The organism is Herbiconiux aconitum, from assembly GCF_024979235.1.
GTDB classification, from domain to species: domain Bacteria; phylum Actinomycetota; class Actinomycetes; order Actinomycetales; family Microbacteriaceae; genus Herbiconiux; species Herbiconiux aconitum.
This window is the reverse complement of the sequence record NZ_JANLCM010000002.1, coordinates 1,084,949-1,108,149: the sequence shown is the minus strand read 5'-3', so window position 1 is coordinate 1,108,149 and position 23,201 is coordinate 1,084,949. Positions and strand designations below refer to the sequence as shown.

Annotated in this window: 23 protein-coding genes; 8 read left to right on the top strand and 15 right to left on the bottom strand. The window is 68.7% G+C overall.

Annotation, left to right across the window (positions count from 1 at the left end):
- Positions 1–124 precede the first annotated feature (124 nt).
- From N1027_RS16710 to N1027_RS16700, 3 genes are all read right to left on the bottom strand, one after another.
- The gene (locus N1027_RS16710) at positions 125–1,387 is read right to left on the bottom strand and encodes a transposase domain-containing protein (RefSeq protein ID WP_259509285.1); all 1,263 of its coding nucleotides are present in this window, start codon (positions 1,385–1,387) and stop codon (positions 125–127) included.
- Between the two features lie 276 nt (positions 1,388–1,663).
- Positions 1,664–2,755: an HNH endonuclease signature motif containing protein gene (locus N1027_RS16705; RefSeq protein ID WP_259510453.1), complete on the bottom strand. Its 1,092-nt coding sequence runs from the start codon at positions 2,753–2,755 to the stop codon at positions 1,664–1,666.
- 611 nt (positions 2,756–3,366) lie between these two features.
- A complete protein-coding gene (locus N1027_RS16700) occupies positions 3,367–4,047 on the bottom strand; it encodes an SDR family NAD(P)-dependent oxidoreductase (protein WP_259509283.1) in 681 nt (226 codons plus the stop codon).
- A 101-nt stretch (positions 4,048–4,148) separates the two neighbouring features.
- Here N1027_RS16700 and N1027_RS16695 point away from each other — a divergent pair, with 101 nt between their 5' ends.
- On the top strand, positions 4,149–5,033 hold the full coding sequence (locus N1027_RS16695; RefSeq protein WP_259509282.1) for a helix-turn-helix transcriptional regulator: 885 nt from the start codon (positions 4,149–4,151) through the stop codon (positions 5,031–5,033).
- A 51-nt stretch (positions 5,034–5,084) separates the two neighbouring features.
- Here the strand turns inward: N1027_RS16695 and N1027_RS20165 are convergent, their stop codons facing one another.
- Positions 5,085–5,897 carry a DinB family protein gene (locus N1027_RS20165; protein WP_308199805.1) on the bottom strand — a complete coding sequence of 271 codons (813 nt, stop codon included), beginning with the start codon at positions 5,895–5,897 and terminating at the stop codon, positions 5,085–5,087.
- A 118-nt stretch (positions 5,898–6,015) separates the two neighbouring features.
- Between N1027_RS20165 and N1027_RS16685 the strand changes: the two genes are divergently transcribed.
- Positions 6,016–6,672, top strand: coding sequence for a DNA-3-methyladenine glycosylase family protein (locus N1027_RS16685; protein ID WP_259509281.1), 657 nt, complete (start codon positions 6,016–6,018; stop codon positions 6,670–6,672).
- Here the strand turns inward: N1027_RS16685 and N1027_RS16680 are convergent.
- Positions 6,669–6,848, bottom strand: coding sequence for a hypothetical protein (locus N1027_RS16680; RefSeq protein ID WP_259509280.1), 180 nt, complete (start codon positions 6,846–6,848; stop codon positions 6,669–6,671). The two genes, N1027_RS16685 and N1027_RS16680, sit on opposite strands and share 4 nt — an antisense overlap.
- 113 nt (positions 6,849–6,961) lie before the next feature.
- Between N1027_RS16680 and N1027_RS16675 the strand changes: the two genes are divergently transcribed.
- Complete coding sequence (locus N1027_RS16675; RefSeq protein ID WP_259509278.1) at positions 6,962–7,327, top strand: DUF2200 domain-containing protein; 366 nt, start codon at positions 6,962–6,964, stop codon at positions 7,325–7,327.
- Positions 7,328–7,406: 79 nt separating this feature from the next.
- Positions 7,407–7,784, top strand: a complete 378-nt coding sequence (locus tag N1027_RS16670; protein WP_259509275.1) for a VOC family protein — start codon at positions 7,407–7,409, stop codon at positions 7,782–7,784.
- 31 nt (positions 7,785–7,815) lie between these two features.
- On the opposite strand, the gene N1027_RS16665 is transcribed toward N1027_RS16670, so the two are convergent.
- Positions 7,816–8,619: an SDR family NAD(P)-dependent oxidoreductase gene (locus N1027_RS16665; protein ID WP_259509273.1), complete on the bottom strand. Its 804-nt coding sequence runs from the start codon at positions 8,617–8,619 to the stop codon at positions 7,816–7,818.
- Between the two features lie 86 nt (positions 8,620–8,705).
- On the opposite strand from N1027_RS16665, the gene N1027_RS16660 reads away from it, so the two are divergent.
- Positions 8,706–9,590, top strand: a complete 885-nt coding sequence (locus N1027_RS16660) for a helix-turn-helix transcriptional regulator (RefSeq protein WP_259509270.1) — start codon at positions 8,706–8,708, stop codon at positions 9,588–9,590.
- A 44-nt stretch (positions 9,591–9,634) separates the two neighbouring features.
- On the opposite strand, the gene N1027_RS16655 is transcribed toward N1027_RS16660, so the two are convergent.
- From N1027_RS16655 to N1027_RS16635, 5 genes are all read right to left on the bottom strand, one after another.
- Entirely contained in the window at positions 9,635–10,765 is a 1,131-nt protein-coding gene (locus tag N1027_RS16655) for a LacI family DNA-binding transcriptional regulator (RefSeq protein WP_259509269.1), read from the bottom strand.
- An 85-nt stretch (positions 10,766–10,850) separates the two neighbouring features.
- Positions 10,851–11,906: a galactofuranose ABC transporter, permease protein YjfF gene (gene yjfF, locus N1027_RS16650; protein ID WP_259509267.1), complete on the bottom strand. Its 1,056-nt coding sequence runs from the start codon at positions 11,904–11,906 to the stop codon at positions 10,851–10,853.
- Positions 11,903–12,949, bottom strand: a complete 1,047-nt coding sequence (locus N1027_RS16645; RefSeq protein ID WP_259509265.1) for an ABC transporter permease — start codon at positions 12,947–12,949, stop codon at positions 11,903–11,905. The genes yjfF and N1027_RS16645 overlap by 4 nt, the downstream gene beginning before the upstream one ends.
- Entirely contained in the window at positions 12,946–14,586 is a 1,641-nt protein-coding gene (locus N1027_RS16640; protein ID WP_259509263.1) for a sugar ABC transporter ATP-binding protein, read from the bottom strand. The genes N1027_RS16645 and N1027_RS16640 overlap by 4 nt, the downstream gene beginning before the upstream one ends.
- 108 nt (positions 14,587–14,694) lie before the next feature.
- Positions 14,695–15,690 (bottom strand): ABC transporter substrate-binding protein, encoded by a 996-nt coding sequence (locus N1027_RS16635; protein WP_259509261.1) that lies wholly within the window; start codon positions 15,688–15,690, stop codon positions 14,695–14,697.
- 339 nt (positions 15,691–16,029) lie between these two features.
- Here N1027_RS16635 and N1027_RS16630 point away from each other — a divergent pair, with 339 nt between their 5' ends.
- On the top strand, positions 16,030–16,953 hold the full coding sequence (locus N1027_RS16630) for a methyltransferase family protein (RefSeq protein ID WP_259509259.1): 924 nt from the start codon (positions 16,030–16,032) through the stop codon (positions 16,951–16,953).
- Positions 16,954–16,991: 38 nt separating this feature from the next.
- Here the strand turns inward: N1027_RS16630 and N1027_RS16625 are convergent, their stop codons facing one another.
- The 3 genes from N1027_RS16625 to N1027_RS16615 form a co-directional block, all read right to left on the bottom strand.
- Entirely contained in the window at positions 16,992–18,017 is a 1,026-nt protein-coding gene (locus N1027_RS16625; protein ID WP_259509257.1) for an NADPH:quinone reductase, read from the bottom strand.
- A gap of 70 nt (positions 18,018–18,087) precedes the next feature.
- Positions 18,088–18,981, bottom strand: coding sequence for a DUF808 domain-containing protein (locus tag N1027_RS16620; protein ID WP_259509254.1), 894 nt, complete (start codon positions 18,979–18,981; stop codon positions 18,088–18,090).
- Positions 18,981–19,265, bottom strand: a complete 285-nt coding sequence (locus N1027_RS16615; RefSeq protein ID WP_259510443.1) for a helix-turn-helix domain-containing protein — start codon at positions 19,263–19,265, stop codon at positions 18,981–18,983. Before N1027_RS16615 ends, N1027_RS16620 begins: the two co-directional genes overlap by 1 nt.
- Before the next feature lie 65 nt (positions 19,266–19,330).
- Between N1027_RS16615 and map the strand changes: the two genes are divergently transcribed.
- Together map and N1027_RS16605 are read left to right on the top strand one after the other, a co-directional pair.
- A complete protein-coding gene (map, locus tag N1027_RS16610; RefSeq protein ID WP_259509253.1) occupies positions 19,331–20,092 on the top strand; it encodes a type I methionyl aminopeptidase in 762 nt (253 codons plus the stop codon).
- 125 nt (positions 20,093–20,217) lie between these two features.
- Entirely contained in the window at positions 20,218–21,324 is a 1,107-nt protein-coding gene (locus tag N1027_RS16605; protein WP_259509252.1) for an epoxide hydrolase family protein, read from the top strand.
- A 27-nt stretch (positions 21,325–21,351) separates the two neighbouring features.
- On the opposite strand, the gene pgi is transcribed toward N1027_RS16605, so the two are convergent.
- A complete protein-coding gene (gene pgi / locus N1027_RS16600; protein WP_259509250.1) occupies positions 21,352–23,094 on the bottom strand; it encodes a glucose-6-phosphate isomerase in 1,743 nt (580 codons plus the stop codon).
- Positions 23,095–23,201: the final 107 nt, after the last annotated feature.

The window sequence follows — 23,201 nt, the reverse complement described above, 5'->3', positions numbered from 1 at the left end:
TCGTGCCTGTGGCTTGCAGCCTCGACGCTTTCCACCGAAGGGACCGCCCCCCCAATCGGAGCTACCACGTGAGGTCTACCACGGGATCGTCCATCAGGACAAGCAGAATTGAAGAATCGTTTACTTAATGGGTGAATTCGACGTCGAGGGCGTGCGTATCGGGAGCGTTCATGATCCAGCGCATCGCGTAGTGCACGCAGAGATAGCCGTAGATCTCCTGCCGCACCCCGGCTGGGATCTTCGACCGCAACACGACCTGAGGACTATTGCGGTGAGCCCGGAACTCGTCGAAAGCGGAGGCCAAACTGCGACGCCTCGAGAGAAGGCCGACGAGATCGACGGCCGGGTCGGCATCGGGGTCGTGGAGGGTGGTGGCGTAGCGCCGGTGCGAATCGCCGATCGCCGAGACGGCTCTGCCTCCGGCTGATACCGGATGTTCGACGATGCGCACGGGGTGGCTGTCGGATGACTGCGGTGGGCCGTCGGGACTCGTTGCGATTCGCGCGCTGAACGACCCGTCGGCGTGACGCGAGTCGACGGCGAACGCGACCTCGGGTGGGAGCTCCCAGAGCAGGTCGGCTCCGGTGGCCGCGGCTCGGGCCCAGAGCTGTGGGTCGTACAACTCCGGTGCGCCGAGCAGGAGCTGACCTGGACCCAGAGCGGGGAGCAGGTCGGCTGCACTGGCGCTGAGCTCGTCGTGCGCGCCGCCGATGGATGCGCCGATCACCGCGCCTGTGCCGAGCTCGGTGAGACCCAGTACCCGCACCGAGAGCCGACGCGAAGGGCTGGTGCCGGTGGCTGTGCCTGTGGACGTGGCGGCGGCTCTGGTGGTGGCTGTGGCTGTGGCTGTGGCTGTGGTGGCGGTGTCGGCTGCTGCGGCCGTGGGGTCCGCGTCGGTCTGCGGGATCGGGCCCGCGAACTCGGCTTCATTGGCGGGTGTTCCCGGGATGGCGAGGGAGATGACGTCCATTCCGAGCAGTCGCCGGCCGCGATAGGAGCCGGCATCACTGCCGGGGGTGGCGATGGGTTGGGCGACGCGGTCGAACAGCAGATGCAGCGGTTCGGGACCGAGTCGCAGTCGCGCCTTGTACAGGGCGGCCTTGGTGGGCACCGGCCAGGACTGCGACCACCCCGACGACCACGACTGGCCGGCGATCAAGAGTCGGATGACTTCGTCGTAGGACGAGTTCGAGAACAGGGCCAGCCCGAGCACGTAGTAGACGACGATGCGCGAGGGCAGCATCCGGGTGCGGCGCTGTAGACGGCCGACCTCGGCGATGACCTCGTCGACGACGTCGGGCGGGTAGACCCTCGTCAGCATGGCGAAGGCCAGGTGGTCGGAGAGTCGATGGTCGACATCTGGTTTGATCCAACCCGATCGAGGCATGTGTTGAGCATAGCCAGTCTGGGTTAAGTAAACGGTTGTTTGCGTCGGGATGTGTCGGGTTGGGTCTAGCGCTTCGTGGTGGTGGGGTTGGTACGGGACGGGACGGGACGGGACGGGCTGTGGAGGGGCCGGGGTGTGGTGGGGTCGGGCTGTGGTGGGTTTCGGGTTGGGGCTTCGGTTGAGCGGAGCTCAAAGGCGCCCCAACCCGAAACCCACCACACCCCTCAACTTCTCGGGACGGCCGTGCGAGTTCCCGCCCTACTCGCCGCGGGTTCGTTAGGGAGGTGGATAGCTGCCGAAGGTCGCTGGTGGTGAGGTGTTCGGTGGCGGTGGCGGTGGCGGTGGCGGTGGCGGTGGCGGTGGCGGTGGCGGTGGCGGTGACGGTGACGGTGGTGGTGGTGGTGGTGGTGAAGCCTCTGGTGGGGCGGTCGAGTAGGGGGCGCCTCGGGGGCTGGTCCAGGTGAGGGTTCGGGTGTCGTCTTGGGCGGGAGTGACGGTCCAGCCGCCTTCGTGTTTGAGGTGGTGGTGGCGCGAGCACAGGTGGGCGAGGTTATCGGGGGTGGTGGTGCCGCCCTCGGCCCAGGCCTTCGTGTGGTCGAGTTCGCAGCGTGCTGCGCGGCGGCCGCAGTCGGGGAAGCGGCAGGTTTCGTCGAGCAGGGTGAGCGCGGTGCGGAGGGCGGGTGACGGGGTGTAGCGGTCGCGACCGTCAGGTGGTGCTTCCGTCGGGCCTGCGTCCGGGTGGTGGGGATTGGCGGTGGGGCTGGGGTGATTGTGGCGTGGTGTTCTGGTTTGGGTGGTTGGACTGGGGTTCGGGTGGTCGGCGACGGGGCGGTGGCGGTGGCGGGTGATGGTGGTTGGTTGGCCGGTTTCGGGGCTGAGGAGGGCGCGGAGGAAGGTGGGTGCGGTCGCGGCGATGGCGCGGGTGGTGGCGGGGTCGATGGGGCCGTAGCCGTGCAGGTCGCCGGGTTGGTCGGACGTGCCGGCGATGGTGGTGGCGGGTGCGGTGATGAGGATGGTGGGGGTGATGCGGGGCCGGTCGCCCCGGCCGAGGATCAGGTCGGTGAGGGCGTCGCTGCGGCGCTGCGCATGCGTGCGGGGATCGGCGTCGGTGCCCCGCGCGGCACTCGTAGCGGTGGTGCGGGTGGCGCGGGCGATCTTGTCGATCAAGTCGTCGATGGCCAACGCATCGACGGCAGGGAGGTAGTGGGAGAGGGTGGCCATGCCGTCGCAGTCGGGCTGGAAGCGCACGTGCCGATCTTCTCGCGCGGCCTTCGTGCGGGTGATGATCGATTCCGGGTGGGTCTTCTCACGGAGGCGTCGGGCCCGGTCGTCGAAGCGGTGCGGGGGGAGAGCCTCGGCGTGTGGCAGGAGGTGCTGCTCGAACGCTCCGCGCGAGGGTTCCGGGAGGGTGCTGGGAGGGTGCTGGCGTGGCCGATCATGGCTCGGGCGTGCGGGTAGGAGATGGTGCCCTGTTCAAGGGCTGCCAGGGTGAGGGGGAGCTCGTCGACGAGGTGTTCGCTGTCGCCGATCAGGATGGTGATGGCGCGCTCGGAGCGGCGGGTGGCGCAGGCGATCTCGGTGGCGAGCCTACGGCGGGCCCATTCCCGCCCGGCCGCGGTCGCGGCGGAACCGTCGAGCCGGGCCATCCGGTCGGCGAGGGTGGCGGCTTTCGCGACGTGCCGGGCGCGGCGGGCGTCGGACGCGGCGACCACGGCCGCTTCGGCCACGATGGACCGCACCTCCGCGTCGAACAGCGCACCGAGCTCATCGAACCCGGCACCGAGCTCATCGACCCCGGCACCGCCCACGTCGAACCCGGCACCGACCCCGTCGCGACCCCGCGCATCCGGGCCCTGGGAGGGCTCAGGGGTGAATGCGACGCGCGACTGCTTCATGAGGATAAGTCAACCACCACCCACCGACATCGCCCCGAGGTTCGCCGGCGCCGGCGCCCGCGCCCGCGCCTCCGCCCCGACAGGTCAATACTCGATGCGCCCCTCCCGATCGTGGAACTCGCCCGTGGGCCCATCGGCGGCGACCTGCGCGAGCCGCACCGTCGCATCCGTTCCCTCCGTCACCGTCTGGTGACCGCTGTGCCGGTTGAAGTCGGTGGAGGTGTAGCCGGGGTCGCTCACGTTCACCCGAAAGCCGGGCAGATTCTTCGCATACTGCACGGTCAATGTGATCACCGCTGCCTTGGACGACGCGTATGGGATGGCCGCCACCGGGAACTCGTCACGCCCCTCGGTGCTGAGGAACCGCGGCCAGCCGACGCCCGACGCCACATTCACGATGACCGGATTCGCCGATCGACCGAGCAGAGGAAGAGCCGCCTGCGTGACACGTGCGATTCCGAGCACGTTGGTGTCGAACACGGTCGACATCGCCGCAACGGAGAGGTCGTCGACTCCGAACGAGGTTCCGAGGATGCCGGCGTTGTTCACGAGCACGTCGAGTTCGGGCAGGGTGGCGAGTGCACCGTCGACACTCGCCTGGTCGGTGACGTCGAGCTGCACGACCCGAGCCCCGAGAGCACGTGCCGCATCGCCGTTCTTGGGGTCGCGCATCCCGGCGTACACGGTGTGGCCGGCGTCGATCAGGCGTCGGGCGGTTTCGAGGCCGAGGCTCTTGTTGGCGCCGGTGATGAGTGTTGTTGTCATGAGTCCAGATTGCGGGCGGCGCCGCGCATCGCCCAGGCACCCGTGGACGGTGGGACCAGCAGTACCACCCGGCACACATCCGCAGGAGACAGGATGGAGGCATGAGCGAATTCGCCAGCGTGCTCCGAGCCTGGCGCGACCGCGTCAGTCCAGCGGATGTCGGCATGCCCGCGGGTTCAGGACGCCGAACCGCCGGCCTCCGCCGTGAAGAGTTGGCGGCGTTGGCCGGAGTGAGCGTCGACTACATCGTGCGTCTCGAGCAGGGCAGGGCGACGCATCCGTCTCCCCAGCTCCTCGGCGCGCTCGCCCTCGCCCTGCGCCTCAGCGAAGACGAACGCGACCACCTCTACCGCGTCGCCGGCATCGCTCCTCCGTCGCGGAGCGTCGTGCCGCAGCACATCACACCCGGAGTGCAGCGCATCGTCGACCGACTCGGCGATGTGCCGATCGCGGTGTTCTCGGCGACCCACGACATCCTGTTGTGGAATCCGCTCTGGGCGGCGCTGACCGGTGATCCGTCGCGCTATGTCGGCATCGATCGCAACCTGGTGTGGCGCCACTTCACCTCCGGGCACGGCGGAATCGAGTACGACGCCGTGCACGAAGAGGAGTTCGCGAGCGACCTCGCGGCCGACCTGCGCACCGCGGTGGGCCGGTATCCGCAAGACGGCGCACTCGCACAGCTGGTGTCGAAGTTGCGTGCGCGATCGCCCGAGTTCGAGCGTCGGTGGTCCGAGGCGCGGGTGGCCGAACATCGGTCGAGTCGCAAGACGATCACGCACACCCCGGCCGGACCGATCACGGTCGACTGCGACGTGCTGACAGTGCCGGGCGGCGATCTGCGCATCGTGGTCTACACCGCGACGCCGGGAAGTGCGGATGAGGCCAAGCTCGATCTCCTGCGGGTCACGGGCCTGCAGGCACTCACCACAGCGCCGGCGGAACCGGTCGCCTCAGCACCAGGCCGGCCCGTCGCAGAAGCCTGAGACAGGACGCCCGAGCCGATCCTTCCGGAGAGCCTGACACGCCTGCGGAGCTCACTGCCCGATTCGGCCGTCGATGCACTCCCGCAACAGGTCGGCGTGCCCGCAGTGCCGGGCGTACTCCTCGATGCGGTGCACCAGGAGCTCTCTCACGGCGATGTCCTCGCGCCCTACGCGCTCACCGAGATCCGGATGCGTGGCCAGCAGCGCGTCGGTGGCGTCCTGCTCCCGAGCGAGGTCGCTGTAGGCCGCATCGACGACGGCCTGGTCGGCGACGGCTCCATCGAAGTCGGCGTCCTTCTCGCCGTAGAGGCGTGGTGCCGGATCGCCCGTCGTGATCCAGTTCTGCCAGTCGCGTTCCACCTCGGCGAGATGGCGGAGGAGACCGAGCAGCGACATCGTCGACGGTGGCACCGACCGGCGGGCCAGCTGCTCCGGATCGAGGCCGTCGCACTTCATCCGGAGTGTCAACCGGTAGTCGGCCAGGAAGTCGTGCAGCGTGGCCAGTTCGCCCTCCGGGCTGCCCCCGCCGACGTTGCGCGGATCGTCGTCGGGGTTCACCCACATGTCGGGGTAGACCGTGGCCTTGCTCCATCGATCAGGATGCTCACTGTCGGGTCGGCCGTTGTCGGGTTGCTCGCTCATCCGACTCATCCTCGTCGACTCAGGTCGGCCGCGCCATCCCATCGCGGGTCGCGCCGCCCTCGGATGGAGACGATCGACGAGTCCGACGAGGATGACCGCGATGGTGCCGAGGCCCGCGAGCGGTGAGAGAGCGCGGGTGGCCGGATGCGCGCTCTGCCGGAAGATGCTCGGATCGGTGCTCGCGTGCAGCAGGATCGGCCAGGAGTACTCGGCGGCGAACACCGCGGCACCGAGACCAGGGCGACGGCGATCGCGAAGCGGAGGGCGTAGCCGAGGAGCACGAAGTCCGCGCTGCCGGGGTCTTCCCTCGCCGCCCGAGCGCGACTAGCCTCGCGAGATCATGACTACGCAGCAGGAACTCTACGACCTGGGCACTCGGGAACTCGCCGAACGCGATCCGGTCATCGCGCACCTCTTCGAGGTGACAGGCCCGGTGAGCCTGCCGCAACAGACCGACTCCAACTTCGCGGCTCTCGTCAGAGCGATCACCTATCAGCAGCTCGCCGGATCGGCCGCGCAGGCGATCTACGGCAGACTTGCGGCCCTGCTCGAGAACGCGGTCGAACCGGAGCGCATCCTGCGTTTCAGCCCCGACGAGCTGCGCTCCGTGGGCCTCTCCGGGGCGAAAGCCGCCTCCATTCTCGATCTCTCGTCGAAAGTGCACGACGGCACCGTGATGGTCGACGACGAGTCGCTCGCCCAGCTCAGCGACGAGGAGATCGTCGCCGGGCTCACGATCGTGCGCGGCATCGGGGAGTGGACGGCCGACGTCTTCACGATGATCCATCTCGGCCGCATCGACGTGCTTCCGATCGGTGACCTCGGTGTGCGGAAGGGGTACGGGTCGGCGTGGAAGGTGCCGACGCCCACACCGAAGGAGCTGCTGCAGGCGGGGGAGCGGTTCCGCCCGTATCGCAGTGTGCTCGCCTGGTATTGCTGGCGGGCCGACGAGCTCTACGGGGGAACCGCTCCCAGCCCGGTCACCGGCGCAGGCTAATCCTCGTCGTCGGACTGGGCGTCGAAGGCCTCGATCAGGCGGTCGATCGCCGTGATGATGCCATGGAGCGCCTGCCGCTCGACCGAGTCCTCCGGGAGCTTCTGGATGTCGTAGCTCGCCGCGCTCGCGGCCTCCCGGGCTCCGGCGATCGCGGCTTCGAACTCAAAGGTGCTCATCGTCTGTCTCCTGTCGTTGCTCCTGGGTGGAGGTCGTGGTTCTTCTCTATCGTGTCGTGCGGCCCGCCCGCTACCCTGTTTCTGAGATCAGTCACCGTCAGGGAGGTCGAGCCATGGCAGGTCACCGCATCTTCGGCACCAGCTTCGCCAGCATCTACCCGCTGTACGTGCAGAAGGTCGAGCGCAAAGAGCACAGCAAGGCCGAAGTCGACGAGGTCATCGCGTGGCTCACCGGATACGACGAGGCCGGTCTCGAGACGGCCATCGCCGACGGGGTCGACTTGGAGACGTTCTTCGCGGACGCCCCGGCGATGAACCCGAACTCGGCCCTCATCACGGGGGTGATCTGTGGTCTCCGCGTCGAGGAGATCGACGACCCGCTGATGCAGAAGATCCGCTACATGGACAAGCTGGTCGACGAGGTCGCGCGCGGAAAGAGGATGACCTCGATCCTGCGGGAGCCGGCGCCTGCTCGGTGATGCGGCCGGCTGAACGGATGTCGGGGGTTGGGCGCAGGATGGACGCGTCGGGTCGAATCACCCGCCGGAAGGGACAGTCATGGAGTTCGCATCCATCCGCATCATCACCGCTGACGTCGATCGGCTCACCGCCTTCTACGAACGGGTCACCGGAGAGGTTGCCGCACGCCCGGCACCCGTGTTCGCCGAGATCCGCACCTCGGGTGGCGCAGGGTTGGCGATCGGCAGCACCGCGACCGTGGCGATGCTGGGCGAGAGCGCACCACGCCCGGGCAGCAACGCCACGGTCATCGTCGAGTTCCAGGTCGACGACGTGGATGCCGAGTTCGCGCGGCTTCGCGAAGTGCTCGACGACGTCGTGCTCGAGCCCACCACGATGCCCTGGGGAAATCGGTCGACGATCTTCCGCGATCCCGACGGCAATTTCGTCAACCTGTTCTCACCGCCCACCGGCTGAGACGCAGTGGGTCGGTGGGTCGTCGCTCCGTTCAGGCGCCGGCCCCGCCGTCGATCGGCACGATCGCGCCGGTGACATAGGAAGCACGGTCGCTGAGCAGCCACGCGGCCACCTCGGCGACCTCGCGGGGTTGGGCCATCCGCCCGAGCGGAATCGTGGCCGACATCCGCTCGATCACACCGGGGGTCGCCTTCTCCCAGGCGTCGATCATCTCGGTCGCGGTGCCGCCTGGTGTGATGCCGTTCACCCGGATGCCGTCGGGGGCCCAGCTGACCGCAGCGGTCTCGGTGAGACTGTTGAGTGCCCGCTTCATCGCGCCGTAGGCGGGAAGGGCAGGGTTCGCGCGGCGGCTGCCGATGCTCGAGGTGTTGACGATGGCCCCGCCGCCGGTGCGTCGCATGAGCGCGGCCTCGGCGGTCATGGCGGTCCAGTGGGCGCGGAAGTTCACGGCGAACTGGGCGTCGATGTCGTCGTCGCTCGTCGCATCCAGCCGGCCGGGTTGCTGAATCACGGCGCCGTTGTTGAAGGCGCCGTCGAGTCGGCCGTGCAGGTCGTCGACGTGCTCGACGGCGGCGCGGATGCTCGCAGGGTCGGCGAGGTCGAGCGTGACCGCGTCGGCCACTCCACCCGCGGCCCGGATCTCGGTGACGATGCGTTCGAGCGCAGCGGTACTGCGGGCTGCCAGCACGACGGATGCGCCCTCCTGAGCACTGAGGCGGGCAGCGGCCTCGCCGATGCCGCGACTGGCGCCGGTGATGAAGACGACCTTGCCCGTGAGCAGGCCGATGGGGCCCGAGAGCGGGCCGATGGGGGTGGCGACGATGGTGTTTGTCATGTCGCCAGTGTGGGCCGGTGGCGGCATCCGGAGGCAGGCACCGACGGTACTACGATCGCCGGCCGGACGAGGCGCACACTGGAGCCATGGACAAGCACGAACTGGGAGCCTTTCTCCGCACTCGGCGCGAGCGGCTCCGACCGGAGGACGTGGGCCTCGCCTCTGGCTCACGTCGGAGGACGCCGGGGCTCCGCCGGGAAGAGATCGCGGTGCTCGCGCACATCTCCACCGAGTACTACGTGCGGCTCGAGCAAGGCAGGGCACCGCGCCCGTCGGGCGAGGTGCTGGCCGGCATCGGGGCTGCGCTGCTCTTGACCGACGAGGAGTCGGAGCACCTGCATCGGCTCGCCGGCACGGCGCCCATCCGCACCGGCCTCCATCGCCGCGACGTTCGCCCGAGCATCCTGGCGCTCCTGGAGCGGCTTCCGCAGACCGCAGGATTCGTGACGTCGGCGACGTTCGAGGTGCTCGCCTGGAACGACCTCGCGACGGCCCTCATGGAGGACTTCGGCGCGCTCGCGCCGCCGGATCGCAATCTCGCCCGCAAGGCGTTCTTGCCGGTGTCGCCGGCGGCGCCGCTCACGCAACCCGAGTGGTCGGGTGCGGCACTGTACGGCATCTCCGACGGCGCGGAGTTCCGGCAGACCGTCGTGATGCGGCTCCGCGCGACACTCGCCCGATACCCGACGGACCCGAGCGTGCTGGCCCTCATCGATGAGCTCCGATCGGGCAGCGCCGACTTCGCCCGACTCTGGGAACGGCACGACGTGCAGACTGTGCCGGCTCTCACGAAGACGTTCCGGCACCCCGTCGTCGGAGACGTCACCGTCGACTGCGACTCCCTGGCGCTCACTGACCGCGATCAGCACCTCGTGCTGTACTCGGCGCCGCAGGGCTCGCGCGACGCGGAGGCGCTCGCGTTGCTCGACGTGCTGGGAACCGAGAGCATCAGCGCGGGCGGATCGTTCTGACGGCGAGGGAACAGGCGCTGTGCTGGTTCCCGCTCGCCGGTCTCTCAGACGCGCGCCTGCGTCGACCGGTCCTGTTCATCGGCCGACGTCGTCTGACCCGCCACCACCGCCGTGCCTCCGCCGCCCGCCGCAGCAGGCCCGGCTGCGCCTGCCCGCGGCGGTGCCGTGCTTCCCCGCACGACGAGTTCCGTACCCGCAGCCACCCGGGCGTCGTCTGCGCGTTCGGCGCTGCCCGGCTCGCCCAGCACGGCGAGCACGGCCTCCATCGCCTCCCGGCCCAGACGCACGAAGTCTTGGCGCACCGTGGTGAGGGGAGGCGCGAAGTACTCCGCCTCGGGAATGTCATCGAACCCCACCACGCTCACGTCGTGGGGCACCGAGAGTCCGGCCTCGGCGAGGGCCCGCATGAGCCCGAGCGCCATCTGGTCGTTGGCGACGAAAACTGCCGTGGCGCCGTCGGCGGCGAGCGTCCGCCCGTGCGCGTAGCCGCTGGCCGGAGTCCAGTCACCCACCAGAGGCTCGCGGCTCACCAGTCCGTGGGCGGCGAGAGCGCCGAACCAGCCACGGCTGCGCTCCGCGGCATCCATCGATTCGGAGGGTCCGGCGATGAGCCGGATGTCGCGATGGCCGAGCGCCACGAGATGGTCGACCGCCGCTCGCGCACCGCCGTACTGATCAAGCCACACCCGATGGGCGGGCCCCCGGTCTTCCGACGCGATCGCCACCACCGGCACCCCGAGATCGAATCCGCCGAGACCCTCCACGGCCGAGCGCTGCTGCACGATCAGCACGATCGCTTCGACGTTCTGCCGCACGAGCAGCTCGGCCGCCGCACGCACGTTCGCCGCGTTGGCCTCGAGCAGCCCGGCGGTGATCACGGCATACCGCGCGTCGCGAGCCGTCTCGTTGAAATGCAGCGCCGTCGACCCCGGTCCGAAGTCGGCCGAACCGGTCGTGATGAGACCGATCATGCGCGATCGCCGCGTGACCATGGCGCGCGCGGCGGGCGAGGGCACGTAGCGCAGCTGCTTGATGGCGTCTTCGACCCGCAACCGCGTTCCCGGTCGCACGTTCGGCATGTCGTTCAGCACCCGCGACACCGTCTGATGCGACACACCGGCCAGACGCGCGACATCGAAGATGGTCGCGCTTCGCGCCTTGTCGTCTTCTGTCACGGTGGATCCTCGTCGGGCGCGGTCAGGCGCGTTCTACTGATTATCGCGTCATCGCGGCTGCCCCTGGGCGCCGCGCCGCGGGCTGCTAACGCCTCCGGCGGGAGGTCAGCACCTTCTGCAAGATGATGAACACGAGCAGCAGCCCGCCGATGAAGATCTTCGTCCACCACGACGAGAGGGTGCCCTCGAAGGTGATGATGGTCTGGATGACGCCGAGCACGAGCACCCCGAGCACCGAGCCGAGCACGAAGCCGTAGCCTCCGGTGAGCAGCGTTCCGCCGATCACGACGGCCGCGATGGCGTCGAGTTCGGTTCCGACCGCAGTCAACGGGTATCCCGACAGTGTGTAGAACGAGAACAGGATGCCCGCGAGCCCCGAGCAGAATCCGCTCACCACGTAGACGATCACCTTGGTGCGCGCGACCGGAAGTCCCATCAGCACACCGGACTGCTCGCTGCCGCCGATCGCATAGACCGTGCGCCCGAAGCGGGTGAAGCCGAGCACCCACACCGCCACGATCACCACCACGAGGGCGATCACGACGCTGGGGGTGATGCTCAATCCGCCCCCGAGCGGGATGCGGGTCACCGCGAGCGCCACGAAGGTCGGCTCGCTGATGGAGATCGAGTCCTTCGAGATCACGTAGCAGAGCCCGCGGGCGAGGAACATCGCCGCGAGGGTGGCGATGAACGGCTGCACCTTGAAGACGTGGATCATGAGGCCCACGAGGAGTCCGAGCACCGAGGTGAGCACCAGGATGAGCGGGATCACCGCGCCCGGCGACCAGCCGGACTGCAGCAAGCTCGCGGCGATCATCGTCGAGACCGCCACCACGGCGCCGACCGAGAGGTCGATACCCCCGGTGAGGATGACGAAGGTCATGCCCACCGCGAGCACGATGAGGTAGGAGTTGTCGACGAACAGGTTGAGGAAGACCTGCCCCGAGAAGAACCCCCGGTAGCGGAGGCCGCCGATCACGAACACCACCACGAAGAGTGCGGCGGTGACGAGAACGGGCCCCGACTTGGGGCTGGTGAGCACGTCGCGCAGCCGGTCGAGAACCGACGGCTTCGTGGGCCGGAACGGAGCGCCGGGGCCGGGAGCCGGGCCGGAGGCGGGAGCGTCGAGGGTGGTGGTCATGATGCGGTGATCCCCTTTCCGGCGCGTGCCGTCAACCGGGTGCGGAGCCGGCCGAAGGCGGCGTTCGTGGCGGGCGACTGCAACAGGCAGACGGCGGTCACCACGGCGGCCTTGAACACCATGGTCACGATCGGTGGGATGCCCACGGTGTAGACCGTCGTGACGAGGGTCTGGATCACGAGCGCTCCCACGAGGGTGCCGGCGAGCGAGTAGCGTCCGCCGGCGAGTGAGGTGCCGCCGATCACGACGGCGAGGATCGCGTCGAGTTCGATGAACAAGCCGGTGTTGTTCGCATCCGCTGCCGTCTGGTTGGCGGTGAGGATGAGTCCGGCGATGCCGGCCGAGAATGCGCAGAAGGTGTACACCGAGAACAACAGGCCCCGGGCGCGCACGCCGGCCTGGCGGCTGGCCTCGGGGTTGATGCCGACGGATTCGATCAGCATGCCGAGAGCCGTTCGCCGGGTGAGGAGGGCGGCGATCGCGAAGATCACGGTGCCGATCACCACCGCCACCGGCAGTCCGAGCAGGAAGCCGGAGCCGAGGGCCTTGAACGGCGGGCTGTTCACGGTGAGGATCTGCCCCTCCGTGATGAGCATCGCGACGCCGCGACCCGCGGTCATGAGGATCAGGGTCGCGATGATGGGCTGGATGCCGATCACCGACACCAGGAATCCGTTCCAGAGCCCGAGCACGAGGGCGATCACGAGCGCGACCGCCACGGCCACGACGACGGTGCCGACGCTGCCGGGGTCGGGGGAGCTCAAGATGATCGAGCAGGCGACGGCGCCGGAGATGGCGGCGACGGCCCCCACCGACAGGTCGATGCCCCGGGTGGCGATGACCAGGGTCATGCCCACCGCGATGATGAGCGTCGGTGCCCCGTTGCGGAGGATGTCGATGACCGACCCGAAGAGGTGTCCGTCTTTCACCGTGATGGTGAGGAAGCCCGGAAAGGCGATGACGTTGATCGTCACCAGGACGAGCAGCATGACGATGGGCCAGAACAGCCGGCTCGACACGATGCGGGTGAGTACGGCGCTCATCGGAGGTCTCCTGCGGGTGAGGTGAGGGACGTGGTGGCGGGCTCGTCGTAGGCGGGCCCGAAGGGGTGCGGGTCGGGCGGCGGGGCCTCGTCGGCCACCGAACCGTCGGCGATCAGGGCGAGCAGGGCGTCGACCGTGAGCCCGTCGTTCTCGATGTCGGCGACGAGTCGCCGGTCTCGCAGCACGGCCACGCGGTGCGAGAGCCGCAGCACCTCCTCGAGCTCGGCGGAGATGAAGATCACGCTCATGCCGTTCTCGGCGAGGGTGTAGACGAGCTTCTGGATCTCGGCTTTCGCCCCGATGTCGATGCCGCGGGTGGGCTCGTCGAGGATGAGGAGGCGCGGTGCGATCGCCAGCCAGCGCGCGAGCAGCACCTTCTGCTGGTTGCCGCCGGAGAGATTGCGCACCAGCGCGTCGGGGTTCGCGGGCCGGATGTTGAGCGCCTGGATGTAGCTCTGCGTGAGCTCCTCCTGGCGCTTCTTCGGAATCGGCCGGAACCAGCCGCGATCGGCTTGCAGCGCCAGCACGATGTTGGCACGCACGGTCAGGTCGTCGATGATGCCTTCGCTCCGTCGGTTCTCCGACGAGTAGGCGATGCGCTTGCCGATGGCCTGACGTGGGGTGCGGAGGCGGGTTGCCTTGCCCTCGATCTCGAGGTGTCCGGCATCCGCTCGGTCGATGCCCGACAGGATGCGGGCCAATTCGGTGCGACCCGAGCCGAGGAGGCCCGCGAGCCCCACGACCTCGCCCGCCCCGACGACGAGGTCGAACGGATCGATGGCGCCCTTGCGCCCGTAGCCGCTGGCCGCCGCGAAGGCGGGGATGCCGAGGGCGGCGGCGTCGTCGGTGGCGCTCGCCGAGGCGGAGCCGGTGGCCGCGTGGGCGCGTTTGCCGATCTCGTCGAGGGCGGTGATCTCCTTGCCGATCATCTTGTGTACGAGATCGATGCGCAGCAGTTCCTCGGTGAGGTATTCGCCCACGAGCTGGCCGTTGCGCAGCACCGTCAGCCGGTCGGTGATCTCGTAGATCTGGTCGAGGAAGTGCGACACGAAGAGGATGGCGACGCCGGAGTCACGGAGCGAGCGGATGACACGGAAGAGCTCCGCCACCTCGTCGGCGTCGAGACTCGAGGTGGGCTCGTCGAGGATGAGCACGGTGGCGTTCACGTTGATGGCCCGGGCGATGGCCACGAGCTGCTGCACCGCGAGCGAGTGCGAGCCGAGCAGCGACCCCGGGTCGATGTCGAGGTTGAGCCCCGCGAGCAGTTCGGCCGCTCGGCGCCGCATGGTGCGGTAGTCGATCGAACCGAAGCGTCGCGGCTCCCGCCCGAGCAGGATGTTCTCGGCCACCGAGAGGTTCGGCAGCAGATTCACCTCCTGGTAGACGGTGGAGATGCCGGCCGCCTGGGCGTGCGCCGGCCCGGAGAACGAGACGGTCTGGCCGCCGAGACGGATGACGCCGTCGTCGATCGGATACACACCGGTGAGAGCCTTGATCAGCGTCGATTTGCCGGCGCCGTTCTCGCCCATGAGCGAGTGCACCTCCCCGGGGAACATGCGGAAGTCCACTGCATCGAGTGCCTTCACCCCGGGAAAGGTGATCGTGATGCCGGTCATCTCGACCACGGGTTCGGTCATGAGCTCTCTCTTCTTCGAGGGATCGGGCTTCTTCGTGGAACGGCGGTTTCGAGAGACGTGACGGATGCCGGGACTCGCGTCGCGGCATCCGTCACCTCGTTCCCGTGATCAGTACTGGCGGTCGGGCAGGGCCTCGATGGCCTGCTCCTGGGTGAAGGTGGTCTCCTCCGTGATGATGCGCTTCTCGGGGGTCTCGCCGTCATTGACCTGCTTGACGATGTCGACGAGCTGTTTGCCGAGCAGCGGCGAGCACTCGACGATGAAGTTGATCTTGCCATCGGCGAGGGCCTGCATGCCGTCTTTCACGGCGTCGACGGTGACGATCTTGATGTCTTCGCCGGGCTTCAGACCCGCCGCTTCGATCGCTTCGATCGCTCCGAGACCCATGTCGTCGTTGTGGGCGTAGATGAGGTCGACGTTGGGGTTCGACTTCAGGAGCGCCTCCGTGACCTGCTTGCCGCCGGCTCGGGTGAAGTCGCCGGTCTGGCTGGCGACGATCTCGAACTTGTCGTCGGCGCCGGTCACCTCGGCGAAGCCCTCGGCGCGGTCGATCGCCGGAGCGGCTCCCGTGGTGCCTTCGAGCTGGATGATCTTCACGGGATCGGTCGAGTCCTTGTATTCCTCGACCACCCATTCACCGGCCTTTTTGCCCTCCTCGATGAAGTCGGAGCCGAGGAACGACACGTAGAGCGAGTCGTCTTGCGAGTCGACGGCGCGGTCGGTGAGCACCACCGGGATGTTCGCCGCCTTGGCCTCGTTGAGCACGGCATCCCAGCCGGTCTCGACCACGGGGGAGAAGGCGATCACGTCGACTCCCTGCTGGATGTAGGAGCGGATGGCCTTGATCTGGTTCTCCTGCTTCTGCTGGGCGTCGGAGAACTTGAGCTCGATGCCGGCGTCTTCGAAGGCGGTCTGGATGTCGGTCGTGTTGGCGGTGCGCCATCCGCTCTCCGCGCCGACCTGGGCGAAGCCGACGACCAGTTCGTCGAGGGACTTGGGGCCTGCGGCGGAGTCGACGCTGTCGGTCGTGCCGCCACCGGCGCAGCCGGCGAGCGTGAGGAGCATGACCCCTGCCGCTGCCATACCGAAGAACTTCTTCTTCATCGTGTGAACCTCTCTGTTCAGACGTCCCGGCCGCGAACGTGCTGCGTGATGGTGCCGGGTGCAGCCGCCACGTCGGGGCTGATGGGTCATAGTAACCACAAATTGTGAGCCCTCACAATTGGCAATCGGATAACGGATCAATAACGCTCGGATCGGCGTGATACCGGCCAACGGTGCAAATTGTGAACGCTCATATTGAGGCGCACCGAACTGGCCTGCGTGCCCGACCGTGGCACGGTGCCCTAACCTGGGTCTCGGCTCCGGCGATCACGCGTCGACGGCCGCTTCACCACCCGCGTCGACCTCCCTACGAAGGCGCCCCATGATCGAAACCACCCGATGACCCGGCTCCGGCGGTGGGCTCGCGCCTACTTCGCTCTCCAGGCGGTGGCCGGTGGTGCCTGGTGGGTCGCCGTCTTCACCTGGCCGGCGGTGCGGGAGGCCACCCTCGGTGACCTGGACCCCGTCGCCGTCGCCGTGTTCGACATCCCGCTCTTCGTCGTCGCGTCGGCGCTCGCCGCAATGGGGTTCAAGGCGGCCGCCGTCGTCGCAGCGGGGTGGACGACGCTCGTCGCGACAGCGCTCGCCGTGTACGCCACGATCACGACCGAGGCAGGGTGGGGTGTGGTCGTCATGGCCGCGGCAGCCGCCGGATCGCTTCTCGCGGTCTGCGTGGTCGTGCTGGATCGCATTCCGACCGACTGGGTCATCCGGGGGCCCTTCGCCTTCCGCACGGCCGACGCCCGGCGCACCGTCGCGGCGAACGTGACTGGCACCTTCGCGCAGATCGTGGTGTTCTGGGGACTCTTCCTCGTCGTGATCCCGCTCGTGATCGCCACACTCGAACGCCGCTGGGCAGTGGGTCTCGCAGTGTCGGGGTTCGCTGGGGTCGTGGGCGTCGTCGGCGTCGTCGCGCTGGTGCTCGCCAGCGGCCTCGGCATCTGGTCGGCGATCGTCATGTCGACGCTCGGCGACGGCACCCCGTTACCGTCGTCGACGGCCAACAGGTTGGTCATCGCGGGGCCGTATCGCTGGGTGCGCAATCCGATGGCGCTCGCCGGGATCGCGCAGGGCGTCGCGGTCGGTCTCATCCTGTCGTCGTGGCTGGTGATCGTGTACGCCGTGGCCGGATCGCTGGTGTGGAACTACGTCGTGCGCCCGCAGGAGGAGGCCGATCTGGAACTCCGTTTCGGCGACCAGTTCCTGCGCTATCGCCGCGCGGTGCGCTGCTGGGTTCCGCGCCGGCCGCGGTCGGCGCCGTAGGCGAAGCAACGCGCAGCGCGGTGAAGCGGGGTGATCGCTCAGAGCGACGCGACGTCGATCAGCACCTTGCCCACGGCGCCCTGCTCCACCGCGTCGTGTGCCGCCGCGGTGGCCGCGAGCGGGAACCGGGTGAGCGGCAGCCCCGCCCCTACGCCGACCGGCAATGCGCCGTCGCGCAGTGCCGCCGTGATGTCGTCGGCCGCCGCGGCCAACGCCTCGGGGCCCACCGTGTACAGCAGCAGGAACTGATAGCGCACGTTGAGGGCGAAGTGGGAGCGCACGTCGAGCGACATCTGCGAGCCGCCGTCGGTGGTGTAGACCGCGACGGTGCCGTGGTTCGCCAGCACCGCGGCGTTCAGGTCGGCGTTGCGGGCGGGGGAGACCTCGACCACCAGATCGACGCCGTCCGGTGCAGCCGAGCGGATGCGTGCCACGGCATCCTCCGAGCGGTAGTTCACGATCACGTCGGCTCCGGCGGCGGCGGCGAGTTCGGCCTTCGCGGGCGATGACACCGTCGTGATGACGGTCGCTCCGGCCCAGTGGGCGAGCTGGATGGCGGCGTGACCGACCGCGCCTGCACCACCGGCCACCAGCACGGTGCGCCCGGTCAGGGCTCCCGGAGCGAGTCGCGAGGGCCCGCCGTCATGCACGGTCAGGGCGCGATGGGCTGTCATGGCGGGCACCCCGAGTGATGCGCCGACGTCGAAGGAGGCCTCGTCGGGCAGCTTCACGACCCGCTCCGCCGGGACGACGGTGTACTCTTCGGCGGTGCCGCTGGTGCGCTGATACGCGGCCAGGAAGAGCCACGCCCGATCGCCGGGGGCGACCGATGTCACCCCGGGGCCGACAGCGTCGACCACGCCCGCACCGTCCTGGTTCGGCGACTGCTCCTCGATCTCCTCGACGGTCGATCCACTGCCCGCGCGGTTCTTCCAGTCGGTGGGGTTCACCGCCGACACGACGACCCGAACCCGCACCTCCTCGGCCGCGGGCTCGGGAACGGGCCGCTCCTCGAGCCGCAGAACATCGGAGGTGCCGTTGGAGGTGTAGACGATGGCTCTCATGCTCGTTGCAACGCCCGCGGCGCCCGGCTTCATTCCGCGAGGCGCACGATCGGCGCTCGATCGGCCGAGATCAGTGCGCGACGGCGGCCGCCTTGTTGCGCTTGAGCAGGCGTGACATCCCGGTCACGATCGCCACGATGATGAGCCCGAGCACCAGGCCGAACACGGCCGACATCGCGGTGTCGGCGATCCACACCACCACCGGCCCTGCGGCTTCGATGGCATGCGTCACCGTGTGCAGCAGATCGTAGGGCCCGTGCCAGAACGTCTCGGCCAGGTTGGCGATCACCAGGTGTCCACCGACCCACAGCATCGCGACGGTGCCGATGACGCTGATGACGCGGAACACTCCGGGCATCGCCGCCACGATCCGCGCACCGGTGCGGCGCACGCCTCGCGCCGGACTCTTCATGAGCCGCAATCCGACATCGTCGAGTTTCACCAGCAGGGCGACCGCGCCGTAGACGAGCACGGTCATGCCGAGAGCGATCACCGCGAGGGCACCGAGCGTCATCCAGATTCCGAAATCGGGATCGAGACTGGCCAGGGCGATCAGCATGATCTCGGTGCTCAGGATGAGGTCGGTGCGGATGGCGCCGAACACGAGTTTGCGCTCATCGCGCGCCTCAGTCTCGTCGGAGCCGTGATGCACTCCGAACCATTCGGTGACCTTCTCGGCGCCCTCGAAGCACAGGTACGTTCCGCCGATGATGAGGAGGAACGGCAGCACCCACGGGGCGAAAGCCGAGAGCAGCAGAGCGAGGGGAATGATGATGATGAACTTGTTGAACAGGCTGCCGAGCGAGATCCGCCACACGACGGGCAGTTCGCGAGCCGGCGTGAGCCCCTGCACGTACTGCGGGGTGACGGCCGCGTCGTCGATCACGACGCCCGCGGTCTTGGCGCTCGCTTTCAGTGCGGCCGTGAGGATGTCATCGACGACGGCGAGCAGGCCGACCGACACTAGGCGCTCCTCACGCCGTGCGTCGCCGGTGCGTGCGCCGACTCCCCGGACCACTCTGCCGCCAGGTCGTCGAGAGACAGGCTCAGAACTCCGGCCAAGGCCGCGACCACCCCGAAGGCGGGGCTCGGCAACCGACCGGTCTCGATCTTGCGCAGGGTCTCGGGAGAGATTCCCGCCTGCGCCGCCACCTCGTTCAGGGAGCGGGCTCCGCGCGCTCGCCGCAGGGTCTCGCCCAGACGGCGGCCGGCCTCGAGCTGCTCGGGGGTGAGCGGAGCGCGAACCATCATCCTGAACCTCCATCGTGACCGGGCGGTATTTTCATACCGGAATCCGGTATTATTATACCAGCATGATCGAACTTCACACGCCTGCCGAAATCGACCGGATGCGCCCGGCCGGTGCCTTCGTGCGAGACACCCTCGCCACCCTATCGGCGCAAGCGGCGGTCGGCATGAACCTCCTCGACATCGAGCACGCGGCGCGGGCGGCCGTCGCCCGTCGCGGAGCGACGTCCTGCTATTGGGACTACGCGCCCTCCTTCGGCAACGGTCCGTTCCAGAACGTCATCTGCCTGTCGGTGAACGACGCCGCTCAGCACGGTCTGCCGCACGACTACCGGCTGCGCGACGGCGACGTGCTGAGTCTCGACTTGGCCGTCTCGGTCGACGGCTGGGTGGCCGATGCCGCGGTCACCGTGATCGTCGGCCGCTCCGACCCCGCCGACTCCCGACTGATCCGCTCCACGCAGGAGGCTCTCGCGGCCGGGATCGCCGCTGCACAGCCCGGCAACCGCATCGGTGACGTGTCTGCGGCGATCGGCGCGGTCGCGGCGGAGTACGGCTATCCCGTCAACCTCGAGTTCGGCGGGCACGGGGTAGGGCGCACCATGCACGGCGACCTCTTCATCGGCAACGACGGCCGCGCGGGTCGCGGCTACCCCATCCGCCCAGGCATGGTCTTCGCCCTCGAGCCCTGGTGGGCGAAGACGACGTCGCGCATCCGCATGGATCCGGATGGCTGGACCGTGCGTTCCGCCGACGGCAGCCGCGCAGCGCACTCCGAGCACACCCTCGCCGTCACGGCCGAGGGGCCGCTGGTGCTCACGGCCTGAGTGCCTCACCCGGCGACCAGGTCGGGGCGAAGATAGGGATTTCGCCTGAGGCGGATGTCGCGTCTCTGCTGCACTGTGGAGAGGAGAGGGCACCACGACGCCCGTTCGAACAGGAAGGCTCGCCCATGACCCAGCCCGAGAACACGCCGCCCGCTGAGGTGCCGGCCGAGAGAGTCGCCGATCTGAAGCACCGGCTCGAGCGCTTCCGCTCGGTGGATGTGGCGGGTACCGGCTGGGAGCGCGGTGTCGACCCTGACTTCCTGCGCCGACTCGTGGCGTACTGGGCGTCGGGCTACGACTGGCGCGAACACGAGCAGCGCATCCGGGCGCTCGGCTGGCAGACGGCCGGGCGATCGACGCCGATCCGGCTCGTGCACCGCTTCGTGTCGCCGGATGCGCCGACCGTGCTGCTTCTTCACGGCTGGCCCGACTCGGTGCTCCGCTTCGAGCGGGTGCTGCCGCTGCTCAGCGATGTCAACCTCGTCATCCCGGCCCTTCCGGGCTTTCCGTTCGCTCTTCCCCTGGCGGAGGGAGGGCTCCCGTCGAACCGGATGGCGGAGGTCGTCGCCGCGGCCATGACCGATCTCGGGTACGAGCGATACCTGGTCTCGGGCGGCGACATCGGGAGCGACGTGGCCGAGGCGATTGCGCGCATCCGTCCGGAATCCGTGTCGGCGCTGCACCTGGCCGACGTGTCGCAACGGCACGCGCTCGACGATCCTCCGAAAGATCCGTCCGAAGCCGAACGCGCTTACCTGGGGCGGGTGCGCGACTGGCAGCACACGGAAGGCGGCTACATGCGCGAGCAGGCCACCAAGCCGCAGACGCTCGCCGTGGGTCTCGGTGACTCGCCGGCCGGCCTGGCGGCGTGGATTCTCGAGAAGCTGCGGTCCTGGAGCGACAACGATGGCGAGCTGACGTCGGTGTTCACGCTCGACGAACTGCTCACCTGGATCTCGGCCTACTGGTTCGAGGGCTCGATCGGCACGTCGTTCGTGCCCTACGCGGGCCCGGCGCGGGGAGACGAGGCGCAGCGCCGGGTCGAGACACCCGTGGCGGTCTCGATCTTTCCGAAAGACCCGGTCAACCCCGGAAGGGAGTTCGCGGAGCGGTACCTGAACGTGCAGAGCTGGGAGCAGCTCGAGCACGGCGGCCACTTCTCGGCGTGGGAACGCCCCGACGACTACGTCAGAGGCGTGCGGGCTGCGCTGACCTTGGCCGCTGCGCGCTGAGAGGTCGGCCCGCAGCGGCCCGGACGGCTAGTTCGTGCGCAGCGAGAGGTACTTCGCGATCAGCGCCTTCGTCGACGAGTCCTGCGACGCGAGAGCCGCGGCATCCCCGTCGACCGCCGGTGCGACCTCGAGTGCCAGCTGCTTGCCGAGCTCAACACCCCACTGGTCGAACGAGTCGATGCCCCAGATGGTGCCCTGGGTGAACACGATGTGCTCGTAGAGCGCGATCAGCTGACCCACGACGCTCGGGGTGAGCGCGGGCGCGAGGATCGATGTGGTCGGCCGGTTGCCGCTGAACACGCGGGCCGGCACCACCGATTCGGCGGTGCCTTCCGCGCGCACCTCGTCGGCGGTCTTGCCGAACGCGAGCGCTTTGGTCTGCGCGAAGAAGTTCGCGAGGAAGAGCGAGTGCACGTCGGCCCCGGGCTGCACGGCCTTGCCGTCTCCGGTCGCATCCTTCAACGGATGCGCGGGGTTGGCCACCGCGATGAAGTCGGCCGGGATGAGCCGGGTGCCCTGGTGGATCAGCTGGTAGAAGGCGTGCTGCCCGTTCGTGCCGGGCTCACCCCAGAAGACCTCGCCGGTGTCGGTGACGACCGGCGAGCCGTCCCAGCGAACACTCTTGCCATTGGACTCCATGGTGAGCTGCTGCAGGTAGGCGGGGAATCGGTGAAGATACTGTGCATACGGCAGCACCACGTGGCTCTGCGCGTTGAGGAAGTTGGTGTACCAGACGTTCAGCAGGCCCATCAGCACGGGCACGTTGCGCTCGAGCGGGGTGGTGCGCATGTGCTCGTCGATCGCGTGGAAGCCGGCAAGGAAGTCGTGGAATCCGTCGGGTCCGATGGCGATCGCGACCGAGGTGCCGATGGCGGAGTCGACGGAGTAGCGGCCGCCGACCCAGTCCCAGAAGCCGAACGCGTTCTCAGGGTCGATGCCGAACGCCGCGACCTTATCGAGAGCGGTCGACACGGCGACGAAGTGCTTCGCGACGGCGGCGGTGCGGGCGTCGTCATCGTCGGCGATGGCTCCGGATGCTCCCAGTCGCTCCCACAGCCACTGCCGGGCCAGGCGGGCGTTGGTGAGGGTCTCGAGGGTGCCGAAGGTCTTCGACGCGACGATGAAGAGCGTGCTCTCGGGGTCGAGGCCGGCCGTCTTCTCGTAGATGTCGGAGGGGTCGATGTTCGAGACGAAGCGCACCTCGAGACCCGGCTGCACGTACGGCTTGAGGGCCTCGTAGACCATGACCGGCCCGAGGTCGGAGCCGCCGATGCCGATGTTCACGACGGTCTCGATGCGCTTGCCGGTGACGCCGGTCCACGAGCCGTCGCGCACGCGGTCGGCGAAGGCGTAGACCTTGTCGAGGGTGGCATGCACTTCGGCGTCGACGTCGGCGCCGTCGATCACGAAGCCGGCCGGCGGCACGAGGTCTCCTGCGCCTGCGCTGCCCGCCGCGGGGCGCCGGAGCGCGGTGTGCAGCACGGCGCGATCCTCGGTCACGTTGATGCGCTCGCCGGAGATCATGGCCTCGTAGCGCTCGGAGACCCCGGCAGCCTTCGCGAGCGCGAGCAGCTGCGCGAGGATCTCCTCGGTCACGAGGTTCTTCGACAGGTCGACGGTGAGGTCGCCGGCCTGGAAGGTGTACGTGTCAGCGCGATCCGCGTCGGAGGCGAACCAGCCGCGCAGGTCGGGAGCGAATCCGGAAGCGATGCCCTCGAGCTGTTTCCAGGCGTCGGTTGCGGTCGGGTCGATGGGCGCCGATTCGGTCATTGCTTCTCCTGAGGCTCGTTCGTCGCGGGCAGCTGTCACGCCGCGATACGCATATCTCTAAACGTAGCGTCCGCGCGGGCTGCACGCAGGTGGCCGATCGGACTCAC